This window comes from Aquitalea sp. USM4, from assembly GCF_004328945.1.
Classification (GTDB): domain Bacteria; phylum Pseudomonadota; class Gammaproteobacteria; order Burkholderiales; family Chromobacteriaceae; genus Aquitalea; species Aquitalea pelogenes.
The window spans coordinates 4034555-4050796 of sequence record NZ_CP029539.1; the positions used below are offsets into that span (position 1 = coordinate 4034555).

Genomic DNA, 16242 nt, shown 5'->3' on the forward strand with positions numbered 1-16242 from the left:
GCCGGCCGCCCAGCCATTAGGCTGAATGCAGTCAACCAGAAAGCCGACCCATGCCCGACACTCCGCAGACACCTGCCAGCAGCCCGGTACTGCAGCATCTGTGCCAGATCATTGCCGCCCGTACCCATGGCGATGAGGACTGCGATACGGCCATTACCGAGCTGAGCTTCTTCCGCCGCGAACAACAGACCAATCCCTGTTCCTGCATGGTGGAGCCCAGCGTGGTGCTGGTGGTGCAAGGGGAAAAGCAGATGCTGGTGGGCGAGCAAAGCTACGCCTACGACACGCAGCATTTCCTGCTCAATTCGGTGGATTTGCCAGCCAGCTCGCAAGTGCTGTCGGCCAGTTCGACCGCACCTTGCCTCGGGCTGGTGCTGCGGCTGGATTTGCGCATCATGGCCGACCTGATCGCCCAGGGCGGCATTTGCCCGCCGGCAAGCCAGAGCAGCCAGCCCGGCATGGCTCTGGGCACGGTCACCAGCACATTGCTGGATGCCTTCAGCCGCCTGCTGGACTTGCTGGATCAACCGCAGCACATCGGCGTGCTGGCACCGTTGATCAAACGGGAAATCCACTACCGGCTGCTGATGAGCGACCAGGCTTCGCGCCTGTGGCAGATTCTGGCCACCGGCAGCCACAGCCAGCGCATTGCCCGTGCAATTGACTGGCTGAAAACCCATTACACCGAGCCGCTGCGCATCGAGGAACTGGCGGCAAGGGTGCAAATGAGCAGCTCCAGCCTGCATCACCACTTTCGCCAGCTCACCACCATGAGCCCGCTGCAATACGTGAAATGGCTGCGCCTGAATGAAGCACGTCGCCTGATGCTGAGCGACAAGCTGGATGCCGCCACCGCAGCTTTTCGCGTGGGCTACGAGAGCCCGTCACAATTCAGCCGCGAATACGCCAGGCTGTTCGGCCTGCCCCCCAGGCGCGATATCAGCCAGCTGGCGCAGGTCGGCGGCTGACGCCATCACTCCCCGATAAAGCTGGATTTCTCTTCCACCACCAGCGCAGGCTGGGTCCGGGTTTGCACGCGGAACACGATGGGATGACTGCCCGGCCCGGCAGCTTGCGGGTCCACCACCACCCGCACGCCCAGGCTCTTGCTGTCTGCCGCGCGGATGGACAGCAGGGTCGGCTTGGCAATCGCAATGCCTGACAGGCCGCTGACGCTGATGCTGAACTGCTGGTCCTGACTGGTGGTGTTGATCACGTTCAGCTGATAGCTGTTTTCCAGCAGCCCCTCCCCGGTTTCCTGTACCAGCGAGGCGCGATCACGCATCACATCCACCTTGAAAGGCTTGCGCAAGCTGAATGAGGTGATGGCCGCACCGCTCACCAGCAGCAACAGCAAGCTATACAGCACCACCCGCGGTCGGCGCAGCCGGGACAGGATGGCGCTTTCCGGATACAGGCCGTTCAGCGCATTTTCCGTGGTGTAACGAATCAGCCCGCGCGGATAGGCCATCTTGTCCATCACCTCGTCGCAGGCATCAATGCAGGCAGCGCAGCCTATGCACTCATGCTGCAGGCCATCACGGATATCAATGCCGGCCGGGCACACCTGCACGCAAATGCCGCAGTTGATGCAAGACCCCAGCTGCTGTTGCTGCAGGTCGCTGCCCTTCTTGCGCGCGCCGCGTGGTTCGCCGCGGGCGGCATCATAGGAAATCACCAGCGTGTCGGCATCAAACATCACGCTCTGGAAACGGGCATAAGGGCACATGTACTGGCATACCTGCTCGCGCATCACCCCAGCCAGCAAATAAGTGCAAGCCGCGTAGAAGAAAATCCAGAACAGCTCCCACGGCCCGTAATCGAAATGGGGCAAGGCCGCCAGCAGCTGCTGGATGGGGGTGAAATAACCCACCAGCGTAAAACCGGTCAGCAGGGAAAAGGCCAGCATCAGCCCGTGCTTGCACAGCTTGATGCGCAGCTTGCGCAGGCTCCAGCCTTGCTGGTCCAGCTTGCTGCGCTGGCTGTGCTTGCCTTCGGTCCATTGCTCGATCCACAGCATGATTTCGGTGTACACCGTCTGCGGACAGGAATAGCCGCACCACAGCCGCCCGGCAATGGTGGTCCACCAGAACAAGCCAAAGGCGCACAGGATCAGCAAGGCAGCCAGATAGATAAAATCCTGTGGCCAGAAAATCAGGCCGAACAGATAGAACTTGCGTTCCACCAGGTCGAAATTGACTGCCTGGCGGCCATCCCAGCGCAGCCAGGGCAGGCCGAGAAACACCAGCTGGGTAAGCACAACGGCGGCAATACGCCAGTTGTTGAAGCGGCCATGCACGCTGCGCGGGTAGATTTTCTTTTGTGCAGCATACAGCGATACCACTTCCGACCCGTCTGCGGCAGTGGCCGCAACAGGCTTGATGGGGATGGTGCGAGGCGGGACAGACATACATTCCTTGGCAAGTGGCATTGAGCGCCACGGCTGGCGCATAAATATCGCAATACGATATTGTTTTGCATGCCATCTGGCAATAGCGCCGTCAGCCTGACACAGCGCCGGCAGACGCCTGCCGCCACGACCGGATGGGAAATTAAGCATTTACAGTCAATAACTTGCAAAAACTCCGGCACAAGCGTGCAACTGCAATCAGCCGGAGCAATGACCTTGCACAGGCCATTAAAATGTATTCCAAATACAACACAATAAGCTACCGTCTGCCCAGGCAGGCAGCGTTACAGCCGCATCAGCCCGTCTCGCTCCCCACTCCTGCCAAGGCAGACATCATGTCACCCACCCCTAGCAGGCGGATGCTGGGGTGCTGCGACGCCATGCCATCTGCCACTGCGAGGGCTTTCTGCACATGGACCTCGGGAAAACCCGTACTTTTAGACAGTTCACAAGTCATGTATGATAATGATTCTCATTTATAACAACATGCATCATGAATACTGCCGCCTTCGTTTCAACATCCCTGCTGGTCCTCAGCCCCCTCGCCGCCCATGCCGAAGACACTGCCACCCTGGATACGGTATCGGTCAGTGCCAGTAGCGACACCCAGAACACACACAGCTACCAGACCCGGCAAACCAGCGTGGCAGGCTACACGCAAAGCACGCTGGACACGCCCCAGGCCGTACAGTCCGTCACCCCGCAAACCCTGGCGGACAAACAGGTGAAAAGCCTGGCCGAAGCAGTGAGCACCGTCAGCGGCGTGGTGGAGAGCAATACCCTGGCAGGCATCCAGGACAGCTTTACCCGCCGTGGTTTTGGCGAGCGCAACGATGGCAGCATTTTGCGCGACGGGGTGCGCTCTTATCTGATGAGCAATTTCGACGCCACCACCGAATCGGTGGAGGTGCTCAAAGGCCCTGCCTCGCTGTTGTATGGCATCCAGGAGCCCGGCGGCGTCATCAACGTCATCAGCAAGAAACCACAACGCGACGCGCAAACCACCATCAGCGCCCAGAGCAGCAGCTTTGGCGGCGGCGCGGCCACGCTGGACAGCACCGGGCAGATCGGCGATTCCAACTTCGCCTACCGCCTGATTGCCGACAAGCAGGACACCGACTACTGGCGCAACTTTGGCAGCACCAAGCGCAACATGATTGCACCCTCGCTGTCCTGGAGCGACGGACGCGACAGCCTGTTGCTGTCGTATCAGTACAGTGACTTCAGCACGCCGTGGGATCGCGGCACCGTGTTTTACAACGGCAAACCGCTGAACGTGCCACGCGAAACACGGCTGGGCGACACACTGGACGTGGCACAGGGCCACACCCAGGCCGCCACCGCCAGTTACAGCCACATGCTGAACAGCCAGTGGAAACTGGACTCCCGCCTGGCATGGAATGAAATCAGCTACAGCAACTACGAAACCCGCGCCACCGCCTATAACGCCCGCACCGGCGTGCTGACCCGCCGTCTGGATGGCAATGTGGTAAACAACAGCACACTGGTGCTGGGCAGCAAGCTGCAAGGCGATGTCAGCCTGTTCGGCCAGCGTCACCAGCCGGTGATCGGACTGGACATCACCCGCGCACGCGAGCTGCGCTCCGACACCTTCCGCGGCAGCGCCAGCAGCGCCACCCAGCTGAATGTCAACAACCCGGTTTATGGCGTACTGAGCACGGCCAACACCAGCCTGAGCGCAACACAAAGCGACAACCGCAGCACCATCGACACCCAGTCGCTGCTGCTGATGGACAACTGGGAACTGGCACCGCAATGGCAAACCAGCTACGGCCTGCGCTACCAGCATTACCAGCAGGAAGACGGAGTGGGCCGCCCCTATGCCGTCAGCGACCGCAGCGCGGGCACTACCGCCCTGCCCCAGTTTGGCCTGGTGTACAAATTGAACCCGCACTGGTCGCTGTATGGCAGCTACAGCGAATCCTTTGTGCCCAACACCGCCAGCGACGGCCAGCACTTCGACCCGGAACGCGGCAGCGCACGTGAAGCAGGCATCAAGCTGGAACAAAGCGGCCTGAGCGCCACCCTGGCCGTATTCCACATCGACAAGAGCAATGTGGTGGCCACCGATACCGACGGCATCGACAAGGCCATGGGCAAGGTACGCTCGCAGGGGGTGGAGCTGGATGTCAGCGGCGAAATCACCCGTCGCCTGTCCATGACCCTGGCCTGGGCCTACACCGATGCCATGGTCACCAAGGACCCGGTCTATGCCGGCAAGCAGCTTTATAACGTGCCCAAGCACAGCGGCAGCGTCAATCTGGCTTACCGGCTTGGCCAGGACAGCTTTGGCAACAACTGGCGCATTGGTGGCGGCACGCGCTTTGTCGGCCAGCGTCAGGGGGACGCCGCCAACTCCTTCCAGCTGCCGTCCTATTTCGTGACCGATGCCTTCATTGCCTGGCAAACCCGCCTGCACGGCCAGAAGCTGGAAATCCAGGCCAACCTGAAAAACGTGTTCGACAAGACTTATTACGCCTCCAGCACCGGCACAACCACCACCAGCAACAGCGGCAGCGTGTCCACGGTGCGGCTGGGCGACCCACGCGAATTGCTGGTCAAGGCCAGCCTGAGTTTCTGATTCCCAGCCGGCACTGGCCGGCTCATGTCCTGCGCTGCGGCTGAATATCAACAGTCGCAGCGCTTTGTCGTGGAAAACCAAGTGAAACGCATCGTCATTCTGTTACATCGTTATCTGGGCCTGCTGGCCGCCCTGTTTGCCTTGCTGCTGGGCCTGAGCGGCAGCCTGCTGGCCGTGCAACAGCTGCTGCAGGGCGAAACCTACCCCGCCCCGGTGGCAAGCCATGCCGCCAGTCCGCACTATCAGGTGGTACTGGCCAGCTTGCGCGCCAGCTATCCGCAGGCTGATTTCACCCTGCGCCTGCCGCAAAACCCCGCAGACGCCATCGAAGTACGGGTACGCCAGCGCCAGCAGCCAGACCAGCTGCTATGGCTGGACCCGCAATTTGGCCGGCCACTGGCCACGCCGGAAGGCCGTGGCACCGGCTGGCGCTGGCTGCACGAAGTGCATGCCCGTCTGCTGCTGGAAGATGGCAAGACCTGGGTGGGCGTGGCCGGTATTGCCATCCTGCTGGTGCTGCTCAGCGGCATCATCCACTGGTGGCCAAAGGACTGGCGCAAAGCCTGGCGGCTGCGGCGCGACAAGGGCCTGGCGGTATGGCTGGGCGACCTGCACCGCATGCTGGGTGCCAGCATGTTGCTGCTCTTGCTGCTCAGCACCCTCAGTGGCCTGGTTCTGGCATTCAACCAGCCCATCCGCCAATGGCTAAGCCCGGCCAAGCACGGCCAGCCACGCACGGGCAAGCACATCACACCGGCCGGGCCGCAACTGGCGCTGGATGAGCTGGTCGCCCGCGGCAATGCCCGTCTGCCACAGGGCAGGCTGAGCAGCATCAGCATCAGCGCGCGTGCCAATCAGCCGGTTGAACTGCGCAAGCGGCTGGACGACGAGTTGCATCCCAACGGCAGCACCCTGATTAGGCTGGATCCTTACCGGGGAACGGTATTGAGCGTGGAAAGGACGGAACAGACACAAGCCTGGCGGAAAATCGGCAGCTGGGCACAGGCCTTGCACACCGGCAGCCTGGGTGGTGTCTGGCACCAGTTGCTGATGGTCGTCAGTGGCGTGGTATTGATGATTCTGGGCGGCAGCGGTCTGTTTCAGTGGCAGGCCAGGCGGCGCAAGCAAGGTAGCAGGCAAGCGGCCATGGTGGCGACCAGGGCGCGTACTGCACAGCAGTGATGCGCCCACGCAATCAGATGTCGGGAAGGATGGGAAGACGTGGTGTGAAGCAAGCTAGAAATCATCGAGATTGCAGATGTCGGTAACCTCTCCGATTTGCCTGAGCAGCAAAATCTTGATGGGAACCACCATCTCGCGAATCTCCTCTTTGGCACGATAGACGTCCGCTTCCAGCTGACAGAGCACCAATTGATAAGCCAGATCCAGCATTGCATCGATATCGGGTTTTTTGCCGTCCAACGCTTTATACCTGCAGGGGGAAGTTGGGGAAATTATTGTAAGTCAAGCATGCATTACAGCAGTATCTGTCATTCTGGTCGCATAAGTCCACCATTGAGCACTGCTATCGCCGGCATTTAATGACCCAATGGCCAGTTTCAAAAAAAATGCCGGGTCAGCCGACCCGGCAAGAAGAAGAGACATGCAAGAAGGAGAAACAGAGACAACGGTACAACGGACAAATCATCAAACCGGCTGCGGCGTCAGGCGCAGATAGGGCCGCACGGCACGGTAGCCCTGGGGAAACTTTTCACGGATCAGTGCTTCATCCTGCAAGGATGGCACGATCACCACTTCCTCACCCTGCTGCCAGTTGGCCGGAGTAGCCACGCTGTGGTGGTCGGTCAGTTGCAGGGAGTCGATCACCCGCAGGATTTCGGCAAAATTGCGGCCGGTACTGGCCGGGTAGGTAATGATCAAGCGCACCTTGTGGCTGGGGTCGATGATGAACAGCGAGCGCACGGTATGGGTGCTGCTGGCATTCGGGTGAATCAGGTCGTAGGCCTCGGACACCTTGCGGTCCGCGTCCGCCACGATGGGGAAATTCACCTCGGTCTGCTGGGTGTCGTTGATGTCGGCAATCCAGCCATGGTGGGCTTCCACCGGGTCTACCGACAGGGCCAGCACCTTGACATTGCGGCGGGCAAATTCCTGCTGCAATTTGGCGGTGGCACCCAGCTCGGTGGTGCACACCGGGGTGTAGTCCGCCGGATGGGAAAACAGCACGGCCCAGCTGTCACCCTTCCACTGGTGGAAATGCAGTTCGCCAATGGTGGATTGCTGGCTGAAATCCGGAGCGATGTCGCCAAGTCGCAGAGTCATGCTGGTTCCTTTGTACTGTGTTTGCGTGATGGGCTTACTGTAAGCACTGCCACGCCGCCCGTGAACCAAGGAAAACTGCGTTGCTTATCAGGCCGCGGCTGGATAAGCCTGGCAAAGGCTGCATAAGCAGCCCCGGATGATTGACACCCCCTCAGGCTTTCTGCAATGAAAGCGGTACTCCCTATTTCCATTGGCAGGGCAAGGACGGGGAATCGGGATGGAATGGCAAGGCTGCGAAATCAATCCCTTGGTTAAAAGGCCCGGCTGTGCCGGGTCCATCGCAATCGCACTTAATAACGTGGTCAGCCGCCTGGGGCATGCAGCAAAAGGGGCCGCCCGTGAGGACAGCCCCGCTTGTTGGCATATTGTTGCGGCTTACTGCTGGCTGATGATGGTGCCGGCAGGCTGCGGGCCGTGGTCCCGATAGGCCGATACACGCTCGCCCCAACGCTCGAACGGGTAGTAATCCCAGATGGCGTGGTGCTGGGTGGCCCAGTTGTCCCACAGCAGCAGCATGTCCGGCTGCCAGTGAATGCGCGCCTGGAAGGACTGGTGCTTTTCGATATGACGGTACAGCAGCTGCAACAGCGCATCGCTTTCGGCACGGCTCAGCTGCACGATATGCGAAGTAAACGCCTCGTTCACAAACAGGAAGGGACGGCCGCTGACCGGATGACGTGCCACCACCGGGTGTTCGCTGGCATTGAATACCTGGCCGGGTTTCGGTTCGGCACCATAGCCATTGCTCCAGCCTTCCCGCCCGTCATGCACGGCAGTCAGCCCCAGCAGCAGTTGCTTGATGGGTTCGGACAAGGATTCATACGCCAGATAGAGATTGGCAAACGCCGTGTCGCCACCGCCTACTTCCGGCAGGCGGGTGACGCGCAGGAAAGACGCCCAGATGGGGTGCGGGTCGCAAGACACATCGTTATGCCAGGCGTCGCCCGCGGTATAACGGGTGGTGCGTCCGGTTTTCCAGCCCAGGATTTCTGCGTCGCCACTGCGCGCGGTCAGCTGGGTGCTGTCGCCCAGCACGTGCTGATGCAGGCTGCCAAACAGACGACCAAAGGCCTTGTGCTGTTCGGCATTGATGGCCTGACCGGGGAAGGTCAGCACCAGATGTTCGGTCAGGGCCTGGCGAATTTCCGCCAGTTGCGCAGGTGGCAAGGGCTGGCTGAGGTCGACACCACGGATTTCCGCCCCCAGTGCCGGGGACAGGCGTTTGAGGTCGAACGTCTGGTACTGGCTCAGCTCGCGGGTGTTCCAGCCTTCAATGGCCAGCTTGTCGCTGTAATCCTGATAAAAGCTCATCCTGGCAGCCTCTCAAAGCAAAGGGAATGAAAACACGGCCTGTCATGACAGGACATAACCATGCACATGAAGTGGATATTAAAAAACCACGCCATGATTCCCAACCAAGAAAAACCGGATTGCTTATTCCCTCAGCCTTGTAACCAGAGCATACCGCTGATGGAGAAGAACGATGTCACCGTAGCGGCCAGCAAGGTGGCCGCGCACAAGCCTTCGTGGCCGTATTTCTGCCCCATGATGGGATAGATGCTCATCATCGGCGCGCAGGCAAACAGCACCGCCGCCATTTGCAGCCAGGCGGGCACCGGCAGCAGGAAATGCAGCAGCAGGAAGATCAGCAAGGGGTGCAACAGCAGCTTGCCCAGCACGATGGGCGAAATACGGCGCACGATGCCGCTGGTTTTCAGGCCAACCAGCGAGCCGCCGATGACAAACAGCGACAAGGCCACCGAAGCCTGCGACAACAATTCCAGCACCTTGCTGAACACGCCCGGCAGCTGCAAGCCCGCCAGCGAACACAACACCCCGGCGCTGATGGCAATTACCAGCGGCGAGCGCAGCAGCCGCCCGCCCACCTGACGCAACAGATGGCCCCAGCCCTTGCCGCTGGCATCATGGCTTTCCAGCAGGATCAGCGCCAGCGGAAACACCACCGCGTTTTCCACCAGCATGGTCATGGCCAGTGCAATGCCTGCCTTGGCCCCCAATAGCTGCGACACGATGGGAAAGCCGATAAAACCGCTGTTGGACATGGACATGCCCAGCCCGAACAGGGCACTGAGCCGAAAATCATGCCCTGCCACCACGCGGGCAAACAGCATGCCCAGGCCCAGCGCCAGCAAGGAACCCAGCGCATAGGCCAGCAGGTAGTGCAGGTCCACCACCTCGACAAAGGACTGCCGGGTCAGCGCGCGGAATATCATCGCCGGCAAGGCAAAGGTGATGACAAACTGCCCCAGCGCACGAATATTGGCCTGGGCAAACCACTGCTGCCAGGTTACCCAGTAACCAAGGGCAATCAGGATGAAGATGGGTCCGGTGATACTTGCAATAGCCAGCACAATGCGACTTTCCGCCCCAGGAACCGCTAACAAAAACCCTGCTGCTGCGTTGCGCCTGCTTGCCCCAGGGACACTACGCTATTTTGTCAGCCGTTCGGAGGCAATCAGGTTTCGGAGGAATACCCCAGCCATTCGCGGATATGTTCGCGTATCAGCTCAATGAACAGCTGCTGGGTGAGGGTTGATGGGTGACGCAGGCTGATGGCCATGGCCAGCTTGCTGGACAGCACCGGTTCTACAATCTTGCGCACGGTAAAACGCGAGGCATCGGCCAGCGAAGCCACCGCACTGCGGGTGAGCACCGCCGAGCCATAGCCATCGGCCACCAGCTCCAGAATGGCGGACACCCCGTCGATTTCCAGTTCGATATGCGGACGGCAGCCGATATTGGCCAATTCCGACTCCACCAGCATACGGATGGAATTGGGGCGACTGGGGATGATCAGCGGCATGCCGGCGACTTCACGCAGGGTGATGCTGTCCGGGGCATTATCAAAGCGGGCGGTCATCAGGAACAGCTCTTCCTCCAGCAGCGGGAAGGTTTCCACCTCTGCCGACGGAATCACGTTGTACAGCAGGGCCACGTCCAGCCGCCCGGCTACCAGCGCCTCGTGCATGGTGACGGACAAGCCCTCGCAGATGGACAGCGAGGCATTGGGCAGCCGGGCACGGAAGGTTTTGGTCAGCGGCACCGCCAGCACCTTGAGCAGGCTGGGTGGCAGGCCCACCACCACATGCCCGGCCATGGCTCCACGCACCTTGCCCAGCTCTTCCTTCACCCGCTCCACCTGATGCAGGATGCCCAGGCTGTGCTCCAGCAACACCTTGCCCGCCTCGGTCATGGAAACACCCCGGCCATTACGGATCAGCAGGTTCTGCCGCAGTTCCACTTCCAGCATGCGGATCTGGCGGCTGAGCGCGGGCTGGGCAATGTTCAGCGTATTGGATGCGCGGGTGAAGCTGCCCAGCTCTGCCACGCAGGTAAAGTACTGCAACTGTTTCAAATCCATAAACCCAACCTTCTTGTCGTTATTGCTGCCCGCCCCGCAGGCGGTGCCTGTCATGCTGTCCCAGCCCGGCGGCCAAGACAGAAGCATGGCATTGCCCTTGCCGTCTGTCCAAACAGATATTGGCAACATCAGTGGCGCTACTCCGGCTGCCGGCTTAATAACTGTCCGGCATTGCCCGGTAACTGCCACACATCCCATAGCGCCAACAGCGTCAGGCCGGCCAGTACGACAAAGGCAAAATGATAATGCGTCAGCGCACTGGCCTGCGGCAGCCAGGCTTCAGCCATGCGCAGGCCGACGGCAGCAATGGCGATGCCCATGCCATAGGCCATGCGCAGCAGCATGTTGAACAGGGTATTGGCGTGGCTCATCTGCGCTGGCGGCACGTCGACAAAAGCCAGGGTGCTCAGCGTGGTAAAGGTCATGGAACGGGCCATGCCGGACAGAAGCAACACCAGCACCAGCCACGGCCACGGCGTATCCGGGCCGAAGGTGGCAATCAGCAGGGTCAGCACCACCAGCGCCAGGCCGCTGAGCAGCAAGGTCAGACGAAAGCCAAAGCGCCGCAGCGTGCGGCTGGTCAGCACCTTCATGCCCAGGTTGCCGGCAAACAGGGTGAGTAGCAGCAGGCCGGAACGGAAGGCATCCATGCCCATGCCCAGCTGGAACATCAGCGACAGCAAAAACGGCGTAGTGTTGATGGCAGCGCGCAGCAAGGAACCGCCAACAATAGTGGTGCGGTAAGTGCGAATGCGCAGGATGGACACATCCAGCAAGGGAGCATGGCTGCGGCGGCAATGTCGCCACAGGCCCGCCAGCAGCACACCGACACAAAACAGGCAGAGCATGGCCAGCATCAGCTGCCCCGTGCCACCCACCTGCTCCAGACCGCTCATCAGCAACAGGCAGGCCGTGCCGCACAGCAAGAAGCCCGTCCAGTCAAAACGGCTGCTTGCCATCCCGTCCGCCGAGGGTGGAATCAGCCACCACGCCAGAGCAAACGCCAGCACACCCAGTGGCAGGTTAAGCAGGAAAATCCAGTGCCAGGACGCATAGGTGGTGATAAAGCCGCCCAGCGCCGGCCCCAATACCGGTGCCACCAGACCGGGCCAGGTAATCATGGCGATGGCCTGCATCAGATTTTGCTTGGGCGTATTGCGCAATACGGCCAGCCGCCCCACCGGCACCATCATCGCCCCGCCCACCCCTTGCAGCACGCACGCCGAGGCAAACTGCCACAGGTTTTGCGACATGGCACACAGCAAGGACGCCAGCGTGAACACCACGATGGACGCCATGAATACGCGACGGCAGCCCAGCCGGTCGGCCAGCCAGCCGCTGGCCGGTATCAGCAAGGTCAGGGTAAGCAGATAAGCGGTGATGCCGATATTGAGGTCCACCGGCTGCACAGCAAAAGTTGCCGCCATGGCAGGCAAGGCGGTATTGATGACCGTGGCATCAAGGTTTTCCATGAAGAACGCAGCCGCCACCAGCAAGGCGATCAGCGAGGAAGGGGTTGGTCGGTCAGCAAGTCGCATGGGCAGACAAACAGATAAAACCGCAGGACGGGTCGTCCCCACCCTGCGGTTGAACTGGAAGCATCAGGTTCAGAAGTTTTTCCACATGCCCACGGCCAGCGAGTGCTGGGTTTTGGCACCGGCGGCCGTGGCGCTGGGGTTGCCGCCCAGTACATAAGTGGCATTGGCTTCGTTATGCAGCTCGGTAAACAGCACATACACCTGGGTGGTCTTGCTCAGTACGCGGTTGTAAGCCAGCGTGCCCATCTTGGCGCCACTGTCCTGTACTGCTGCCGAACCCTTCCACGACGCGGCCTGGCCATACTGGGCGGAGAAGATGTTGGCACCGTTGGTGTAGGTGCCGATCAGGCTGCCGTAGTTGCGGCTGCGGCTGTGGCCGGTGAGGTTGATGTTATCCAGGATGTCGTGTTCCACCAGGCCGCCTACATAGATGCTGCCGAAGTTGTAACCCACAGCCAGCATGTGCATCAGACCATTCTGGTAGAAGTTGCTGGACATGGCTTGCATCGCACGGTTTTGCTGGAAGCCGTAACCCACGCGCAGCTGACCGTCGTCATAAGTCAGGTTGCCGGATACCAGCGTTGCACCATGGCTGGTGGTTTCCGAGCTGCCAGTGCCCGTGGTGAGCGAATACTGGATGCGGGCGGTGACATTGTTGAACTTGGGCGTCTGATAGCTTACCGAGTTACCGGCGCGTACATCAAAACCGCCGCTGGCCAGGCTGCCGCCGTTGGCCCACAGCGTGGCATCGTTGGAAATGCCGGTGGCGTACTGGAAGCTGTTGCCGGCAATGTAGTGCAGGTCGTCAATGGCCACCAGGAAGTTACCGGCCTTCAGCGTACCCAGTTGGGCAGAGCTCAAACCGATGAAGCTTTCACGACCAGCCCAGGTATTGGAACCAGTGCCGGAACCGTCATCGATGGCTACGCCGGACTCCACCTGCCAGATGGCTTTCAGGCCGTTGCCCAGGTCTTCACTGCCCTTGAAGCCGATGCGCGAGGTGTCGTTTTGCACCTTGTTGGTGGAAAACGCCGTGCTGGCTGCGCCGGACTTGGTGTTTTCAAAGTCGGCATGGATGCGGCCATAAATGGTGACCGTGGAATCGTCCGCCAGCGCGGCATTGGCCAGCAGCGGGGACAGGGAAGCCAGCAGCATCAATTGGGTCTTGTGTTTCACGATTATCTCCTGTTCTGTTTATTCACAGATTCATATTTATTTAAAATTAATCCTCAATGCGGGCGTGGCCCATGCAAGTGGCCCCCCCCTATCCTGCGCTCCCCGCTCCGGGCGACGGCTGTCGCCAGATTGACATCTGTCATCAAAAGCGGGCAGATTCAGCCTTTATTGCCACTTCTCCTTTCATTGGTATCCGGTTTTGATGTCCACAGACAGCCCCAGCTTGCCCACCCGACGCAAGAACGACCCCGAAGGCATGCGCCAGCGCATTCTGGAAGCGGCCCAGACCGAATTTGTCCAGCACGGTTTCAGCGGTGCCCGGCTGGACAATATCGCCGAGCAGTCCAATACCAACAAACGCATGGTGGTGTACCACTTCCACAGCAAGAAGGAGCTGTACATCGCCGTGCTGGAACGGGTGTACGGTGAAATCCGCGATATCGAAAAACAGCTGCAGCTGGAAGGCCTGCCACCGCGCGAGGCCATGGCCCTGCTCACCGGCTTCACCTTCGACTACCACCACAATCACCCGGACTTCTGTCGGCTGGTGAGTATCGAAAACATTCACCAGGCGCGGCATATTGCCGACTCGGACATCATCCGCCAGCGCAACCGCAGTGTGATCGAGGTGGTGGAAGGCATCCTCACGCGTGGCATTGCCGACAAGGTATTCCATGACCGGGCCGATGCCATCGACGTCCACATGCTGATCAGCTCGCTGTGCTTCTATCGCGTATCCAACCGCCACACTTTTGCCAGCCTGTTCGGGCGGGATCTCACCCAGCCCGAACACGCCAGCCGTCACCGGCAAATCGTCATTGATACGGTCTTGGCCTATCTGGAGCGGGCGGCAGACTGAGTCCGCAGCCCGTCAGCTTGTCATCAGTGGTGCATGGCCTTGCTGGCAGCACTCACCGGCTGTACCGGCAAGCCCTTGCTGGCCAGGTTTTTCAGCAGCAGCGACAGCACGATGATGCCGGCAGGAACTGCCAGGGCAGCAAAGACCTGGGAGAAGGTCCAGCCCCAGGCCAGCATCTGGCCACCGGCAAAGGCGCTGAGTACCGCGCCGATACGGCCCACACCATGCATCCAGCTGGAACCGGTGGCACGTGCCGCGGTGGGGTAGAAGCCGGCAGACAGTGCATTCATGCCGGTATTGGCACCGTTGAAGCAGAAGCCCACGGCGAAGGTAAGTGCGCACAGCAGCGGCAGTTCATGGGCTACCGAGGTGAAGCCGAACAGCAGCACCGCACCCAGACCATAAGTGATGGCCAGCACCTTGTGCGGATTGGCACGGTCCATGCACCAGCCCATGAACAGGGAACCTGCCGGGCCGCCAAACTGGAAGAAGGCAGCAATGAAGGCAGCATCCGCCAGGGTGTAACCGGATTCTTTCACCAGCGTCGGCATCCAGCTGCCCATCAGGTACACCACGAACAGCGCCATGAAGTAGCCCAGCCACAGCATGAATGAACCAAAGCGGTACTGACGCGACAGCACGGTACGGATGGAATTGCCTTTGGGCGCGGCATCCGCATTGCCCATGGTGAAGCTGGCGTCCTTCATCGACAGGTCTGGTGCCAGGCGCTGCACGATCTTGGCAATACGGGCGGCCGGGGCATTACGCACCACCAGGAAACGCACGGATTCCGGCAGGAACAGCAACAGCGCGATGGATACGGCAATCGGCAACACACCACCGAAAATCAGCACGCTTTGCCAGCCGAAGTGCGGAATCATCCACGCCGACAGGAAACCACCACCGGCTGCACCCACGGTAAAGCCGCAGAAGACCACGGTCACCAGGAAGGAGCGGCGGCGTTCCGGCGCAAATTCCGACACCAGCGTGCCGACATTGGGCATGGCTGCACCAAGGCCCAGGCCGGTGAGGAAGCGGAAGATCACCAGATGAGTAATGTCAGTCGAGGTGGCGGTAACCAGCGTCCAGAAACCGAAGAAGAACACCGACAACACCAGTACCACCTTGCGACCCAGATAGTCTGCCAGCGGGCCGGCAAACAGCGCACCCAGCGTGAGGCCTGCCAGCGCGGCGCTGAGCACCGGCGCCAGCTGCGGGTTGGTCACATGCCACAGGCGTTTGAGTTCCGGGGCGATGAAACCCATGATGGCCACGTCAAAACCGTCGGCCGCGATAATGCAGAAACCAAAGAACACCACCAGCCACTGAAAGCGGTTGATGGGACGATCGTCGATCAATGACCGAACATTGATGACATTGCTGGCGTTACTCATCTGTTTGTCTCCTGTTGCAGCGCTGACTATCAATCGCTGCCTTGTTGTTCTTGCTATCTGCCCTGCCCTTGCCGGTCAGCTGCAGGCTGTTGAAGCTGCTGTCCCTTGCCAGCTTCTTTCCTGTTGAGGGGAGGAGTCTGCCTGTGATGACTGGCCGGTCCGGCCGTGTACTGCTTGCTGCCTGGTGCAGCCCGAGCTTGGCATGCTTGTCCATGCGTCTTGGGCATGGAATGCATTCTGACTTGGCATGAATCTTCAAAACATACCGCAAAAAATCTATCAGTTATACCGATTTACGATAACTGCGCCCCATCCATGTGCAGATATCCATAGCATGCACCAGCGCCTTGTTTTTGTAGTTTTCCTACGCCAAATCAGCACATTAAAAAAAATACAACAGCCGGCAAGCAGCAGTTAAACACCATTCCCTGCCCCGTTTCAGTGCGGGAAATCCCTGAGTCCTGCCACACCACAAATACAGGCCAGTCCTGCATTTTCCGGGTGAAAACGGACAGCAAAAGCGCATGCATGCCACCTGCCAGCCATGGCTGCCGGGCACGGCACACCAAACATAAAATCAAAACAAAGTTATTTTTTT

The 16242-nt window shown here is 60.1% G+C and carries 14 protein-coding genes; 4 read left to right on the forward strand and 10 right to left on the reverse strand.

Annotation, left to right across the window (positions count from 1 at the left end; translation table 11 throughout):
• Window positions 1–50 precede the first annotated feature (50 nt).
• Window positions 51–968, forward strand: coding sequence for an AraC family transcriptional regulator (locus tag DKK66_RS18515; RefSeq protein ID WP_131360410.1), 918 nt, complete (start codon window positions 51–53; stop codon window positions 966–968).
• 5 nt (window positions 969–973) lie between these two features.
• Here DKK66_RS18515 and ccoG read toward each other — a convergent pair whose 3' ends face one another.
• Window positions 974–2410: a cytochrome c oxidase accessory protein CcoG gene (ccoG, locus tag DKK66_RS18520; RefSeq protein WP_131360412.1), complete on the reverse strand. Its 1437-nt coding sequence runs from the start codon at window positions 2408–2410 to the stop codon at window positions 974–976.
• A gap of 493 nt (window positions 2411–2903) precedes the next feature.
• Here ccoG and DKK66_RS18525 point away from each other — a divergent pair, with 493 nt between their 5' ends.
• Both DKK66_RS18525 and DKK66_RS18530 read left to right on the forward strand, forming a co-directional pair.
• Window positions 2904–5012 carry a TonB-dependent siderophore receptor gene (locus DKK66_RS18525; RefSeq protein WP_131360414.1) on the forward strand — a complete coding sequence of 703 codons (2109 nt, stop codon included), beginning with the start codon at window positions 2904–2906 and terminating at the stop codon, window positions 5010–5012.
• Between the two features lie 81 nt (window positions 5013–5093).
• Entirely contained in the window at window positions 5094–6194 is a 1101-nt protein-coding gene (locus DKK66_RS18530) for a PepSY domain-containing protein (RefSeq protein WP_165494229.1), read from the forward strand.
• Window positions 6195–6248: 54 nt separating this feature from the next.
• On the opposite strand, the gene DKK66_RS18535 is transcribed toward DKK66_RS18530, so the two are convergent.
• The 7 genes from DKK66_RS18535 to DKK66_RS18565 all read right to left on the reverse strand — a co-directional run bounded on the left by DKK66_RS18535 (window position 6249) and on the right by DKK66_RS18565 (window position 13391).
• On the reverse strand, window positions 6249–6434 hold the full coding sequence (locus DKK66_RS18535; protein WP_131360418.1) for a hypothetical protein: 186 nt from the start codon (window positions 6432–6434) through the stop codon (window positions 6249–6251).
• Window positions 6435–6659: 225 nt separating this feature from the next.
• The gene (locus DKK66_RS18540; RefSeq protein ID WP_045844923.1) at window positions 6660–7295 is read right to left on the reverse strand and encodes a peroxiredoxin; all 636 of its coding nucleotides are present in this window, start codon (window positions 7293–7295) and stop codon (window positions 6660–6662) included.
• Between the two features lie 375 nt (window positions 7296–7670).
• Window positions 7671–8606, reverse strand: coding sequence for a TauD/TfdA family dioxygenase (locus DKK66_RS18545; protein ID WP_131360420.1), 936 nt, complete (start codon window positions 8604–8606; stop codon window positions 7671–7673).
• A gap of 131 nt (window positions 8607–8737) precedes the next feature.
• Complete coding sequence (locus DKK66_RS18550) at window positions 8738–9667, reverse strand: AEC family transporter (protein ID WP_131360422.1); 930 nt, start codon at window positions 9665–9667, stop codon at window positions 8738–8740.
• A gap of 104 nt (window positions 9668–9771) precedes the next feature.
• A complete protein-coding gene (locus DKK66_RS18555) occupies window positions 9772–10764 on the reverse strand; it encodes a LysR substrate-binding domain-containing protein (protein ID WP_207389816.1) in 993 nt (330 codons plus the stop codon).
• A gap of 50 nt (window positions 10765–10814) precedes the next feature.
• Window positions 10815–12215, reverse strand: a complete 1401-nt coding sequence (locus DKK66_RS18560) for an MFS transporter (protein ID WP_131360424.1) — start codon at window positions 12213–12215, stop codon at window positions 10815–10817.
• A gap of 69 nt (window positions 12216–12284) precedes the next feature.
• The gene (locus tag DKK66_RS18565; RefSeq protein ID WP_242673521.1) at window positions 12285–13391 is read right to left on the reverse strand and encodes a porin; all 1107 of its coding nucleotides are present in this window, start codon (window positions 13389–13391) and stop codon (window positions 12285–12287) included.
• Window positions 13392–13593: 202 nt separating this feature from the next.
• Between DKK66_RS18565 and DKK66_RS18570 the strand changes: the two genes are divergently transcribed.
• Entirely contained in the window at window positions 13594–14250 is a 657-nt protein-coding gene (locus DKK66_RS18570) for a TetR family transcriptional regulator (protein WP_045844918.1), read from the forward strand.
• 23 nt (window positions 14251–14273) lie between these two features.
• Here DKK66_RS18570 and DKK66_RS18575 read toward each other — a convergent pair whose 3' ends face one another.
• Together DKK66_RS18575 and DKK66_RS18580 are read right to left on the reverse strand one after the other, a co-directional pair.
• Window positions 14274–15644: an aromatic acid/H+ symport family MFS transporter gene (locus tag DKK66_RS18575; protein WP_062789126.1), complete on the reverse strand. Its 1371-nt coding sequence runs from the start codon at window positions 15642–15644 to the stop codon at window positions 14274–14276.
• Entirely contained in the window at window positions 15637–15858 is a 222-nt protein-coding gene (locus DKK66_RS18580) for a hypothetical protein (protein WP_045844916.1), read from the reverse strand. The genes DKK66_RS18575 and DKK66_RS18580 overlap by 8 nt, the downstream gene beginning before the upstream one ends.
• Window positions 15859–16242: the final 384 nt, after the last annotated feature.